This window comes from Serratia aquatilis (assembly GCF_044865145.1).
GTDB classification, from domain to species: Bacteria; Pseudomonadota; Gammaproteobacteria; order Enterobacterales; family Enterobacteriaceae; genus Chania; species Chania aquatilis.
On record NZ_CP173186.1, the window covers coordinates 3,888,046 to 3,900,595 of the forward strand.

General features: G+C 50.3%; 12 protein-coding genes and 1 tRNA gene. 8 read left to right on the forward strand and 5 right to left on the reverse strand.

Going from position 1 to position 12,550, the window contains the following annotated elements; genetic code table 11:
• Positions 1 to 58: 58 nt before the first annotated feature.
• Positions 59 to 135: transfer RNA gene (locus SAQUA_RS17575), tRNA-Arg, on the reverse strand.
• A gap of 463 nt (positions 136 to 598) precedes the next feature.
• On the opposite strand from SAQUA_RS17575, the gene SAQUA_RS17580 reads away from it, so the two are divergent.
• The 3 genes from SAQUA_RS17580 (at position 599) to ybcJ (ending at position 2,429) form a co-directional block, all read left to right on the forward strand.
• The gene (locus SAQUA_RS17580; protein WP_380674887.1) at positions 599 to 847 is read left to right on the forward strand and encodes a GlsB/YeaQ/YmgE family stress response membrane protein; all 249 of its coding nucleotides are present in this window, start codon (positions 599 to 601) and stop codon (positions 845 to 847) included.
• A gap of 491 nt (positions 848 to 1,338) precedes the next feature.
• Entirely contained in the window at positions 1,339 to 2,205 is an 867-nt protein-coding gene (gene folD, locus SAQUA_RS17585; protein ID WP_380674885.1) for a bifunctional methylenetetrahydrofolate dehydrogenase/methenyltetrahydrofolate cyclohydrolase FolD, read from the forward strand.
• Between the two features lie 11 nt (positions 2,206 to 2,216).
• Complete coding sequence (gene ybcJ, locus SAQUA_RS17590; RefSeq protein WP_380674883.1) at positions 2,217 to 2,429, forward strand: ribosome-associated protein YbcJ; 213 nt, start codon at positions 2,217 to 2,219, stop codon at positions 2,427 to 2,429.
• A gap of 66 nt (positions 2,430 to 2,495) precedes the next feature.
• Here ybcJ and SAQUA_RS17595 read toward each other — a convergent pair whose 3' ends face one another.
• From SAQUA_RS17595 to SAQUA_RS17605, 3 genes are read right to left on the reverse strand one after another with little or no spacing between them, the layout of a single operon-like run.
• Entirely contained in the window at positions 2,496 to 3,209 is a 714-nt protein-coding gene (locus SAQUA_RS17595; RefSeq protein ID WP_380674881.1) for an MgtC/SapB family protein, read from the reverse strand.
• A gap of 25 nt (positions 3,210 to 3,234) precedes the next feature.
• The gene (locus SAQUA_RS17600) at positions 3,235 to 4,470 is read right to left on the reverse strand and encodes an MFS transporter (protein WP_380674879.1); all 1,236 of its coding nucleotides are present in this window, start codon (positions 4,468 to 4,470) and stop codon (positions 3,235 to 3,237) included.
• Positions 4,471 to 4,482: 12 nt separating this feature from the next.
• Entirely contained in the window at positions 4,483 to 5,304 is an 822-nt protein-coding gene (locus SAQUA_RS17605; protein WP_380674877.1) for an MBL fold metallo-hydrolase, read from the reverse strand.
• Between the two features lie 364 nt (positions 5,305 to 5,668).
• On the opposite strand from SAQUA_RS17605, the gene SAQUA_RS17610 reads away from it, so the two are divergent.
• A complete protein-coding gene (locus tag SAQUA_RS17610) occupies positions 5,669 to 7,846 on the forward strand; it encodes an extracellular solute-binding protein (RefSeq protein WP_380674875.1) in 2,178 nt (725 codons plus the stop codon).
• Between the two features lie 48 nt (positions 7,847 to 7,894).
• Here the strand turns inward: SAQUA_RS17610 and cysS are convergent, their stop codons facing one another.
• Entirely contained in the window at positions 7,895 to 9,280 is a 1,386-nt protein-coding gene (gene cysS / locus SAQUA_RS17615; protein WP_380674873.1) for a cysteine--tRNA ligase, read from the reverse strand.
• 298 nt (positions 9,281 to 9,578) lie between these two features.
• Here cysS and ppiB point away from each other — a divergent pair, with 298 nt between their 5' ends.
• The 4 genes from ppiB to purK all read left to right on the forward strand — a co-directional run bounded on the left by ppiB (position 9,579) and on the right by purK (position 12,550).
• On the forward strand, positions 9,579 to 10,073 hold the full coding sequence (ppiB, locus tag SAQUA_RS17620) for a peptidylprolyl isomerase B (RefSeq protein ID WP_380674871.1): 495 nt from the start codon (positions 9,579 to 9,581) through the stop codon (positions 10,071 to 10,073).
• 10 nt (positions 10,074 to 10,083) lie between these two features.
• A complete protein-coding gene (locus SAQUA_RS17625; RefSeq protein ID WP_380674869.1) occupies positions 10,084 to 10,806 on the forward strand; it encodes a UDP-2,3-diacylglucosamine diphosphatase in 723 nt (240 codons plus the stop codon).
• Positions 10,807 to 10,961: 155 nt separating this feature from the next.
• A complete protein-coding gene (purE, locus tag SAQUA_RS17630; protein WP_380674867.1) occupies positions 10,962 to 11,486 on the forward strand; it encodes a 5-(carboxyamino)imidazole ribonucleotide mutase in 525 nt (174 codons plus the stop codon).
• On the forward strand, positions 11,483 to 12,550 hold the full coding sequence (gene purK, locus SAQUA_RS17635; RefSeq protein WP_380674865.1) for a 5-(carboxyamino)imidazole ribonucleotide synthase: 1,068 nt from the start codon (positions 11,483 to 11,485) through the stop codon (positions 12,548 to 12,550). Before purE ends, purK begins: the two co-directional genes overlap by 4 nt.

The window sequence follows — 12,550 nt, forward strand, 5'->3', positions numbered from 1 at the left end:
AAAGGCTGTAGCCTGCATTATAAGGGGGTTTGGTAGAAGACGTTGGGAGAAGTAAAAATGGTACGCCCTACAGGGCTCGAACCTGTGACCTACGGCTTAGAAGGCCGTTGCTCTATCCAACTGAGCTAAGGGCGCATTGGGATGCGGCAACCAAGGTTGCGGGTTTGGATTATACGGTCAGAGGTCATCGAGTCAATGCCTTTTCTTGTGGGAACAGCACCAAGCGTGTTTTATGGCGATTTTTCGCACATAACAGCAGTAAATAGACGGCGTAACACAATGATTGCAATAACACTACTTATACCGAATTACTTCGTTTAGTTACCTACATTACGCTTCGTTGCTGGCGGTCATTTGCGCGTAAACTGTCCCTGCCTATGGGGTTGTGGCTGCACCGCAGGCAATTAAGGTGCACTGCCTAGCATCTATGACAAAATAGATGACTATACTCAGAATATTTCGGGTTATATGACAAAAGCGCAATGCGCTTTTTAACAGCGCTTGCGCTGGCCCTGAAATAGCGAAGCACAGACTTGGGCCGAGTAACGTAGCGATAAATTGGTCATATCTAACAACGGGCAAGAAGGGGGAAACAACAATGGGTATCATTTCTTGGATCATCTTTGGTTTAATTGCCGGTATTCTGGCCAAGTGGATCATGCCCGGAAAAGATGGTGGCGGAATAATCATGACCATTCTGTTGGGGATTGTGGGGGCGCTGGTCGGTGGCTATATCAGTACATTCTTTGGTATGGGCCGAGTGGATGGCTTCAACTTGGGAAGCTTTGTCGTGGCCGTAATCGGCGCTTTGGTGGTACTGCTGATCTACAGAAAAGTTAAAAGCTAATCGCTGTGCCACTGTCGCGCCCCTCAGGCTGCTGGCAGTGAGTGCAGATGGAGTTAGCTGTATATACTCGTCATACTTCAAGCTGCATGGGTGTTGGCTACGTCCGTTCGCACCAGTCACATAGTGGGCTATGCTCCTGGCAACTCTCGGTCTTGCCGCCTACATGCAACTTGAATTATTTAGAGTATAAATTGCCAACTAATTTGCCAAACGCAAATTTTTGTTGGCCTACCAAGCGCGAAACAATTTACGCCCGAGTATCTCGGGTTGAAACTCTCTTTGTCATCAGACTTACAAATCCTCACAGCCAGATTAAGTCTAAAAGGCGCGCATCATGTGAAATACCAGCAATCTCTAAGGGAAAAGTATGAATCGCAACGCAATCATCAGCCGAATCTCAACATAACCCTGATTCAAGGCCTGACAGCGCGCCTCTCTTCTGACAAAATAGCGTCATCCCCGCTTTTCTCAAATGATGGATTTCCTCACTGATGGCAGCAAAGATTATTGATGGTAAAACGATTGCGCAGCAGGTTAGAAACGAAGTGGCTGAGCAAGTTAAGCAACGTCTGGCGGCAGGCAAACGTGCGCCTGGTCTAGCGGTGGTGCTGGTGGGCGAGAATCCGGCCTCACAGATTTATGTCGCCAGTAAGCGTAAAGCCTGCGAGGAAGTGGGTTTTATTTCTCGCTCTTACGATCTACCTGCCGCTACCACCGAGCCTGAGTTGTTGGCTCTGATCGATAAACTGAATGCCGACAGCGAAATTGACGGCATCTTGGTACAACTGCCGTTGCCAGCAGGTATTGATAACGTCAAGGTACTGGAGCGCATCCTTCCGGATAAGGATGTTGATGGTTTCCACCCTTACAATGTTGGCCGTCTGTGCCAACGCGCTCCCAAACTGCGCCCTTGCACCCCACGAGGCATTGTCACTCTGCTTGAGCGTTATAACATTGATACCTATGGCCTTAATGCCGTAGTGGTGGGTGCTTCTAACATTGTTGGCCGCCCGATGAGCATGGAGTTACTGCTGGCCGGGTGCACCACAACCGTCACACACCGCTTTACCAAGGATCTTCGCCACCATATCGAGCATGCCGATCTGCTGATCGTGGCAGTGGGCAAACCGGGCTTTATTCCCGGTGATTGGATTAAACCCGGCGCGATCGTGATGGATGTCGGCATCAACCGTCTGGAAAGTGGTAAAGTGGTCGGCGACGTAGATTTTGAAGCCGCGAGCGAACGCGCGGCCTACATAACTCCGGTTCCTGGTGGCGTTGGCCCAATGACCGTTGCTACACTGATCCAGAATACCTTGCAGGCCTGCGAGGAATATCACGACGTTCAACCTAACTAAGTTAAGGCAGTATGGAAATTTTTAATCTGGAAAATCACCCCCACGTCGAACTGTGCGATCTGCTGAAGTTTCAGGGCTGGTGTGAGAGCGGTGGTGCCGCCAAAGAAGTCATCGCCGAAGGGCTGGTGAAAGTTAATGGTCAGGTCGAAACGCGTAAGCGCTGCAAAATTGTTGATGGCCAGAAAGTCAGCTATAAAGGCATGAGCGTTACCGTTAAAGCCTGATCCTACAGCGCCATTAAAAAGCCGGGTTGCTCTCGCTTCCCGGCTTTTTGGTTCTTGTAAAACGGCTTAATGCTCCAAGGCGACAGAGCAAACATGCTCTATACCGTGTAACGTGCCATATAGTTCATGCAATGTCGTCCGTCTCCTTACCGTTAGTTTAAGATTCACTTCTATTTTATCTTTCTTGATGTCGCGTATCGTTATCGCGTCAATGACGTTTTTCTGCTGGTTAAGCCCGGCCATCAGCGACGGCAGCCCTTCCTGCCCATCGAGTATCAAACGGACTTTGACCTTACCCAACTGCTGGTGTCTTGATTGCAGCAGGACAATTTGCGGGCTTAGCTTTATTGCCAGTAGGAACAGTGCCGTCGCCAGTAACGCATGCAGATAGAAACTGGCCCCGCAAGCTATGCCAACCCCAGCTGATGCCCAGACTATAGCGGCGGTTGTCAGGCCTGAAATAGCATCGTCACGACGGTGCAATATCACTCCAGCCCCCAGGAAACCTACCCCACTTATAATCTGTGCCGCCAAACGCATAGGATCACTGCGAATATTGGCCGAGATCTCAGCGTAATACTCTGCAGACTGAATAGACACCACCGTTAAAACACAGCTGGCAACGGCAATAATCACGCAGGTTTTAAACCCGACAGGCTTGCCCTTGGATTCACGTTCCAACCCAATCACGCCGCCCAGCACAAACGCCGCAACTATCTTGGCTACCGTCGCCAAATGCAGTGGCCCTACCCCGCCGAGCACCGATAACCAGCCGTCCATATTGCTCCCCTTTGTTACCGCAGCGCTATTGCTTGGCGGGTTTTAGTGCCACCGATGTTTTCTCTTTGGAAAGGTCGTCCTTGAAGAATATAAAGAAGAATACCGAAACAACCGCCGCGATAATCGCGGAGAATAACCAGAAACTTTCCCATTGCGGCAATGCTTGCGAGCCCTGTTCCGTCACTGTGTTATTAAAAATCTTCCCACAAATGGTTGAGGCGAATAGCAAACCAAAACCGTTAGAGACAATAAAGCGCAGGCTCTGGGCTTGAGCTTTGATTTCTGGCCGTGCTTTACGGTCAACATAGATATCGCCAACTGTAAAAAAGAAGTCCCAGCAGAAACCCTGCAACATCAAACCGATCAGGACAAACATCACGTTACCGTCAATCGCTGCCTGGGAGAAGAATATCGAACGGATGATCCAACACACCGCCCCCATCATCAGAGTGATTTTGAAACCCGCTTTAAGCAGGAAGAAAGAAAGCAGGAACATAAAGATCACTTCGCAAGCAATCCCCACCTGCATCATTGAAGCTGCGTTATCAAAACCCAGTGCCTTGAGGAATACCGGAATATAGGCGGAATAGGCAGTCTTGGGGATCATCAACACAAAGATGCTTAACATCAGAATGGAGAAGTTGCGATCTTTAAATAACGACAACGCATCCAGACACAATAAATCACGCAGGGTGAATTTGCTGCCTTTGGCCTTCGGTGGGGTATCTGGCAAAGTAAAACAATACAGACCCAGTACAATCCCGGCAGCAGAAGCGATATACCAAGTCATAGTATCGCCTGAGAACCCCATCTGCCCGATGATAAAACCAATCGCCATAAAGCCGAATGTGCCAAATACGCGGATAACCGGAAAATACTTCACACCGTTGATATGACTAAAGCTGATACTATTAGCCAACGCCGTTGTAGGATAGAACAACAGTCCCACCAGGAAGATCATCATCAAAGTCATGGTAGTATCATGTGCTTCGATAAACTGCGGTACACAGAGGATCACTGCTGCGTTAATCAAATGCAGGACCCCCATCACTTTCTGTGAAGCGAAGAAACGGTCCGCTACCATACCGATAAACAACGGCGAGAGTATGGTTGCCAATCCCAGTAACGCATAAGAAGAACCGATAATGGTGGCCATGCCGTAGGTGCTTAGCACCAGTCCCATCGTCATGTTCCAGGCACCCTGCATGAAATACTGCACAAACATCATGATCAGCAGCCGAGGTGTTTTGTTATAGTCCATTGGCTATCTCCTCTATTCAGCGCTAACTGTCAGGCCGTCATACGCAACAGTAATGTTTTTTCCCCGGCAAGCTGCCACCAATTCTTCATGCAGCAACTTACCGCTGTGAGAAATGTGGGACACCACGATCTGGCTGCTGGCACGTAAGCATTTCATGGCATGCAGTTTTTCCTGAGCAGCAAAAACCGTTTCCAGGCTCATGTGGTTGTCGGTACGAGCGTCACCGTTAAAGCCATAGGTACATTCCAGCACTACCAAATCCAACACCTTCCCTTGCAGCCATTGCCAGGTGAGCTCAGGAAACCAGCCCGAGTCATGACCGTATAGGATTGCTTTGCCAGCTTTTTCGATCACATACAGGTAGCACAGCTCCCATTTTGCATGGTTGGCCAGCAACGGCGTGATCTTATAGCCATGGCTTTCAACGGTGACGAAAGGCACCAGGCAATGGAAGGCAAATCGCTGCTTGCTGTAGCCCGGCAACACCGCTGCACAGCCATTAATGGCTCGGTCATTACCAAAGATCTCCAACGGATGATCGATATTGAACCCATAACCCTCCATCCGGCTGAACAACTCGCCTACGTTGAAATGGTCGGGATGAGTATGGGTAAACAGCAGATCGGTAAACCCACTGGCATCCAGGCCATCACGCAACAGTTGCTGGCTAAACTCTGGGGCCACATCGATCAACATCACGTCATCAATAATCGCGGAAGAGTGGGTACGTATATCTTTCCCTTTCAGAAATCGGGCCTGTTGACAGTGCTCACAGCGGCAAAACGGATTAGGGATCCCCTCAGAGGCTGCCGATCCTAGGAAGTGCAGTTTCATTTTTTATCCTTTTATTTATTAACTCATTGATTTTTCGTTCCGAAACACTTTGTCTAGCGTAGTTATTTTAATTTTGGAACGTGTCAATAATATGAATGGGAATAAAAAATGCACAACTGGTTCAAGTCACTTTGGTGAGCCCCTTCAAAATATTTAAATTAAATCAATAATTATCAATTAATTAAAAATAATAATCATCCTAATGGAAATATTGAAGATGATTGATGTCTACTTCAAATAAAGAGCGTTAAATGACCACTAATTTATGGAACGATCCAATCTCTTGAGCTAAAGGAAAATCGAGATAGCGATGTATCCACACCAGTGGTAGCATCAAAACAGGCTGGTCAACGTGATGAGAAAAATGGCGACTATCAAGGATATAGCAAAGTTGGCAGGGGTTTCACACGGTACAGTTTCCAACGTGCTGAACGGACGCGGCAATGTCAGTGTTGAGAAAATTGAAGCGGTCAAAAAGGCAGCCCAGCAAATGGGTTATCAGATCAACGCCCAGGCGCAATCCTTGCGCACCAGCAAAAACAGTGGTGCCGCGCTGATACTCCCCCATATCAACACCGAGCAGTATCATCAACTCTACTGCGGATTGCGGCAGTCGTTACGGGCTTCTTTTGCTGACGATCTGGATCTATACATCACCAACGATATTCCCTCTGCGGAAACAGATATCTTACAAACACTGGCCGCTAAATCCTACCAAACGGTTATTACAGTATCCTGTCTTGCAGACAGTGAGATCTATTACCAGACTCTGCGCTTGCCCAAAGAGAGGATCCTGTTTGTCTATCGCCACCCATTGCAGGCTCAGGCCAGATTTAGTCTCGATTATGCCCAAGCTGCCGAGGCGATCGCCATAGAGATCGCTCGCGAGCACCCCCAACAAGTTGGCGTACTTTGCGAACCTCTCGCTTACACCAACAGCCAACTTTTTGTCGCAACATTAACGGATACCCTGACTCGGTTAAGTCCATCGACCCAGTTGCGTGTCATCCCTTCGCCAGCCAGCGAGTGCCATACCGCAGCTTTCGACTTTTTTGATGGTCAGCCACCACAAGTATTGGTAGCCCAAGACAGTGATAAAAGCCGTTGCTTGACCCAAGCAGCCTATCTGGGCAGCACTGAACCCTGCCCTGCGATCTGGCAATTGAGCGATAACAATCCGGCGGTTATAGCCAATCAATATAGCTATCAAATGAACTACACCCGATTGGGAGCGGAAATAGCCCGTTTTATCTGTGCCACAGAGCCACAACCCACGGAACAGATTATCGCTAACCACGGATTTGCCCTCGATATTCGCCCCACAGCAACCGTATCTGGTCGGGATGAAACCTTGAACATGCTGATCCTGCCAAGCCCTTCAACCGACGCACTAAAGAAACTGTTACCACACTTTTATCGCCAAACGGGTATCAAGGTTAACCTCGCCGTGTATCCGTATGACGAAGTGTTCGAAATCCTATCCAATCTGCATCTGCATCCGTATTACGATTTGTTGCGTATCGATATCGCCTGCTTCCCGTGGTTCGCGGAAAAAATGCTGATGCCATTAGCGGAAATTGCGCCTCAATTACCCGCATTACTGGATAACTTCTCTGCCGAAATCAACCACCATTTCAGTCTGATAGAAGGAAAAGCCTACGCATTACCCTTTGATGCCAGCACACAGCTCCTGTTCTATCGCCGAGATCTGTTTGAAGACCCCACACTCAAACGCATGTTCTATGAAAAATCAGGTAACGAGCTGAAAATCCCAACTAATTTCGAAGAATTTGATGCTATTACTGCCTTTTTCACTGCTACTCACCAACCAGATAATCCGCTGCGTCCAATTGGCTCATCTACCACCCTCGGCAGTTCAGGGTTGATTGCCAGCGAATATCTACTGCGTTACTACGCTTTGGGGGGACGGTTGGTTCATCAGGATAAGCCAATACAGCTTGAGCCCTCGGTTGCCATTCAGGCCTTGCAGCAATATTTGCAGCAACTTAGCGTCACCATAAATCTGAAAAGTGAATGGTGGAACGCCTCAGTAACTCAATTTGAGCAGGGCCAACTGGCGATGTTAATCATGTATATGAACCTGTTTAACGACGTCGCTCATAGCCCTTTATCAACCGCTATTGGCTATGCGCCTGTGCCGGGTAATCTCCCACAAATGGGCGGCGGTTTGTTGGGGATGTCCCGTTTTAGCAATAAGAAAGTGCAGGCCGAACAGTTCTTCCATTGGCTATATTCAGCAGAAATTACCGAGCACTTGGTGCTACTGGGCGGTAACAGTGCTCATCACAGCATCTACCAAAACCAGCGTATTCTGCACCTCTATCCGTGGTTCAACCTATTGCGGGATAATCCGGCGACCGGCATCCGCGAATCCCGTGGATTACAGGGGGAATTGTTCAATCTTCGTCACGCGGAGATTATTATCGGTCAGGGTGTGACTAACGTGGTAAATAAGATAATGGATGCGGAACAGGCAATTTATTACGTCAACCAGCGCTTGCTCAACGAGGCTCAGACATAAAAAAGCCGGGTTGCTCTCACTCCCCGGCTTTTTGGTTATTATGTAAACTTACTTGCGGCGCCAGATGGTCCCTTGTGGGCCATCTTCCAGCACGATATTCATTTCGTTCAACCGGTCGCGGGCAGCATCTGCCAACGCCCAATCTTTGGCCTTACGCGCATCGTTACGCTGTTTGATCAATGCTTCAATCTCTGCCACTTCCGCATCATCCGCTTGCGCACCGCTTTGCAGGAACTGTTCAGGTTCTTGCTGCAGTAAGCCCAACACCTTGGCCAACTTGCGCAGTTCTGCCGCCAACCCGTTTGCCGCAGCCAGATCCTCGCTCTTGAGGCGGTTAATTTCACGTGCCAGATCGAACAGCGCAGAATAGGCTTCCGGCGTGTTGAAGTCATCATCCATCGCTTCGCGGAAACGAGTTTCAAAGGCTTCTCCACCAGCGGGTTTGGCATTGGCATCGGTACCACGCAGCGCGATGTAAAGGCGTTCCAGCGAGGCTCGCGCCTGCTTCAGGTTCTCTTCGCTATAGTTCAGTTGGCTGCGGTAGTGGCCCGACATCAGGAAATAACGCACGGTTTCGGCGTCGTAATAGCCCAACACGTCGCGGATGGTAAAGAAGTTGTTCAATGATTTGGACATCTTCTCCTTATCGATCATCACCATCCCGGAGTGCATCCAGTAATTGACGTAAGGGCCATCATGCGCACAGGAGGATTGGGCGATCTCGTTCTCGTGGTGCGGGAACATCAGATCCGAGCCACCACCGTGGATATCGAAATGGGTGCCGAGCTGTTTGCTGTTCATCGCCGAACACTCAATGTGCCAACCTGGGCGGCCAGGGCCCCACGGCGATTCCCAGCTTGGTTCGCCCGGTTTGGACATCTTCCACAATACAAAATCCATCGGGTTACGTTTTACATCGTCAATTTCTACACGCGCACCGGCCTGCAGTTGCTCCAGATCCTGGCGCGAGAGCAGCCCATAGTCTGGATCGCTATCGATAGAGAACATCACGTCACCGTTGCTGGCCACGTAGGCATGCTCGCGCTCAAGCAGACGCTGAGTGATCTCAATGATCTCACTGATATGGTGGGTGGCACGCGGTTCTAAATCCGGTCGTTCGATCAGCAACGCATCGAAATCAGCGTGCATCTCTGCCAGCATGCGCGTGGTCAGTTGATCGCAAGTTTCGCCGTTCTCTGCCGCACGACGGATGATTTTATCATCCACATCGGTCACGTTACGTACATAGTTCAGCGAATAACCGAGATAACGCAGGTAGCGAGCCACCACGTCAAAAGAAACAAAGGTACGCCCATGGCCAATGTGACACAGGTCATAAATGGTTACCCCGCACACATACATACCAACTTTACCGGCATGAATTGGTTTGAATTCCTCTTTTTGACGACTCAGGGTATTAAAAATCTTTAGCATCGGGATATTCCGTCTGTGTGCGTGATAACAATATTTTTCGGGTTAACTGCGCGTATTGAAACCCGAAGACTATTCTATTGCAAGGTCAAGCCCATGGATTGCCAATTTCACTGGCTAAAAGTTGCTTAAAATCAGCGTTAAGTCTTTCAGGTTAATGTGACAACGTCCGTTTCTAGTTCTGCAGCGCTGCACTCCAACCGCTGCTGACTCGTTAATAGAGATATGTTATAAAGGCGGTCTGATTGCTCACGCGCCTCCCTTGTGTGACATTTCACTTCATCTTGTTAGGACTAAAACTATGGTTACTTTCCACACCAATCACGGCGACATCGTGATCAAAACTTTTGCTGATAAAGCGCCAGTTACCGTTGAAAACTTCCTGAGCTATTGCCGTGAAGGCTTCTACAACAATACGATTTTCCACCGTGTTATCAATGGCTTTATGGTTCAGGGCGGCGGTTTTGAGCCAGGAATGCGTCAGAAAGACACCAAAGCAACCATCAAAAACGAAGCCAACAACGGGCTGAAAAACACCCGTGGTACTCTGGCGATGGCGCGTACCAACGATCCGCACTCCGCAACCGCACAGTTCTTCATTAACGTTGTTGACAACGATTTCCTGAACTTCCGTGGCGAGAATGCCCAAGGTTGGGGTTACTGTGTGTTCGCTGAAGTGGCTGAAGGCATGGATGTAGTAGACAAGATTAAAGCGGTGAAAACTGGCCGTAGCGGCATGCATCAGGACGTTCCGGTTGAAGACGTTGTCATCAACAGCGTTACCGTCAGCGAGTAAACGCAACTGCATGAACACGTTGTTCATCGCGGACCTGCATTTATGCGAACAGGAACCGGCAATCACTGCCGGTTTTCTGCGTTTTTTGCAGCGTGAAGCCGTTCACGCAGACGCGCTATATATTCTGGGCGATCTATTCGAAGCCTGGATTGGTGATGATGACCCGGCCCCTTTGCATGGCGAGATTGCCGCCGCGCTGCAGGCACTACAGAATGCCGGTGTACCTTGTTACTTTATTCACGGCAACCGCGATTTCCTGTTAGGCAAGCGTTTTGCCGCCATCAGCGGTTTGACGCTGTTGCCGGAAGAACAAGTTGTCGAACTCTATGGCCGCAGGATGCTGATCATGCACGGCGATACGCTGTGTACCGACGATCAGGCTTACCAGGAGTTCCGCCAAAAAGTGCATAACACCTGGATCCAACGAGTGTTTCTTGCCCTTCCCTTACGCTGGCGCCTGAAGATTGCTGCCAAGATGCGTGAACGCAGTCAGCAAACCAACCGCTACAAATCCGCAGCGATTATGGACGTCAATCCAGAAGCCGTTGAGCAAGCCTTATTGCGCCACGATGTCCATTGGCTGATCCACGGCCATACCCATCGCCCGGCAGTGCATAAACTGGCTTTAAGTCGCGGTGAAGCCCATCGTGCCGTGTTGGGAGCCTGGCATCGCGAAGGCTCAATGATTAAAGTCTCGGCAGATGCCGTCGAGCTGATTCAATTCCCTTTCTGATTTACGGCTAAACAAACATTCCCCCTTTTGACGAGGAAAACCGTCTACGCAACCGTTTTCCTCGCCGTGTACCCATGATATGCTCTACGCCCTCATTCGGCATGCCGTTGCAGGCAACTGGCCGACGTTTGTCCAATCACAGGAGCCATACCCTCATGGGAGCAAACGCTTCTTCAGCTACCAATGCTGAGGCTAAAATCGCAATCGTAATGGGATCAAAAAGTGACTGGGCCACCATGCAGTTCGCGGCTGAAGTCTTAACCCTGCTCGAAGTCCCGTTTCATGTCGAAGTCGTCTCCGCCCACCGAACGCCAGATAAACTGTTCAGTTTTGCTGAACAGGCGAGCGCCAAGGGTTTGGACGTGATCATTGCTGGCGCTGGCGGAGCGGCACACCTGCCCGGCATGTTAGCGGCGAAGACGCTGGTTCCAGTTCTCGGCGTGCCAGTACAAAGTGCTGCCTTGAACGGTGTCGATAGCCTCTATTCCATTGTGCAGATGCCGCGTGGCATTCCAGTGGGTACGCTCGCCATCGGTAAAGCCGGTGCGGCAAATGCGGGGCTGCTGGCCGCGCAGATCTTGGCACTGCATGACGCCGCCTTGGCACAGCGTTTGGCCGAGTGGCGTCAAGCGCAAACCGATGAGGTCTTGAACAATCCAGATCCGCGGGAGGAAGCATGAAGCCGGTTTGCGTATTGGGTAATGGTCAGTTAGGACGTATGTTGCGTCAGGCTGGCGAGCCATTAGGTATTGCGGTTTATCCGGTAGGTCTTGATGCCGAACCGGAAGCCGTCCCTTACCAGCAAGCGGTGATCACCGCAGAGATCGAACGTTGGCCAGAGACGGCGTTAACACGCGAGTTAGCCACGCACAGCAATTTTGTTAACCGCGATATCTTCCCGCGCCTGGCCGACCGCCTGACGCAAAAACAACTACTCGACCAACTTCAGTTGGCCACCGCCCCCTGGCAACTGCTGGCCAATCCAAACGAATGGCCGCAGGTATTTGCCACATTGGGTGAACTAGCGATTGTTAAACGTCGCGTTGGCGGTTACGACGGTCGTGGTCAATGGCGTATACGCCCCGGCCAGCAAAACGAATTACCGGCAGATGCCTATGGCGAATGCATCGTGGAACAGGGCATCAACTTCTCGGGTGAAGTGTCGCTGATCGGTGCGCGTGGTCATGATGGGCAATCGGTGTTCTACCCGCTGACGCATAACCTGCATGAAGAAGGTATTCTGCGCACCAGCGTCGCCTTGCCGCAGCCAGATCAGGCTCTGCAACAGCAGGCGGAACATATGCTGGCAGCCATTCTCAACGAACTGAACTACGTGGGCGTGATGGCGATGGAGTGCTTTATCGTTGGCAATCATCTGTTGATCAACGAACTGGCACCGCGCGTTCACAACAGCGGCCATTGGACGCAAAATGGGGCTTCCATCAGCCAGTTTGAACTGCATCTGCGTGCCATCCTTGGGTTACCACTGCCAAAACCGGTGGTAAATACGCCTTCCGTAATGGTCAACCTGATTGGTACGCCGGTTAAGCAGCAATGGCTGTCCCTGCCGCTGGTGCACTTACACTGGTATGAAAAAGAAGTGCGTGAAGGCCGCAAGGTTGGGCACCTGAACCTCAATGATCCGGATGCCGCCTATTTACAGCAAACCTTGCTGGCACTGGTCCCCTTGCTGCCCACTGAATACCAAACAGGTTTAGCCTGGGCGCAGCAGAAGCTCGGGTAA

Coding starts and splice junctions, on each gene's coding strand:
- SAQUA_RS17605 (WP_380674877.1), bottom strand. CDS start 5,304: ATGAAACTGCACTTCCTAGGATCGGCAGCCTCTGAGGGGATCCCTAAT.
- purE (WP_380674867.1), top strand. CDS start 10,962: ATGGGAGCAAACGCTTCTTCAGCTACCAATGCTGAGGCTAAAATCGCA.
- ppiB (WP_380674871.1), top strand. CDS start 9,579: ATGGTTACTTTCCACACCAATCACGGCGACATCGTGATCAAAACTTTT.
- ybcJ (WP_380674883.1), top strand. CDS start 2,217: ATGGAAATTTTTAATCTGGAAAATCACCCCCACGTCGAACTGTGCGAT.
- SAQUA_RS17625 (WP_380674869.1), top strand. CDS start 10,084: ATGAACACGTTGTTCATCGCGGACCTGCATTTATGCGAACAGGAACCG.
- SAQUA_RS17610 (WP_380674875.1), top strand. CDS start 5,669: ATGGCGACTATCAAGGATATAGCAAAGTTGGCAGGGGTTTCACACGGT.
- folD (WP_380674885.1), top strand. CDS start 1,339: ATGGCAGCAAAGATTATTGATGGTAAAACGATTGCGCAGCAGGTTAGA.
- purK (WP_380674865.1), top strand. CDS start 11,483: ATGAAGCCGGTTTGCGTATTGGGTAATGGTCAGTTAGGACGTATGTTG.
- cysS (WP_380674873.1), bottom strand. CDS start 9,280: ATGCTAAAGATTTTTAATACCCTGAGTCGTCAAAAAGAGGAATTCAAA.
- SAQUA_RS17580 (WP_380674887.1), top strand. CDS start 599: ATGGGTATCATTTCTTGGATCATCTTTGGTTTAATTGCCGGTATTCTG.
- SAQUA_RS17600 (WP_380674879.1), bottom strand. CDS start 4,470: ATGGACTATAACAAAACACCTCGGCTGCTGATCATGATGTTTGTGCAG.
- SAQUA_RS17595 (WP_380674881.1), bottom strand. CDS start 3,209: ATGGACGGCTGGTTATCGGTGCTCGGCGGGGTAGGGCCACTGCATTTG.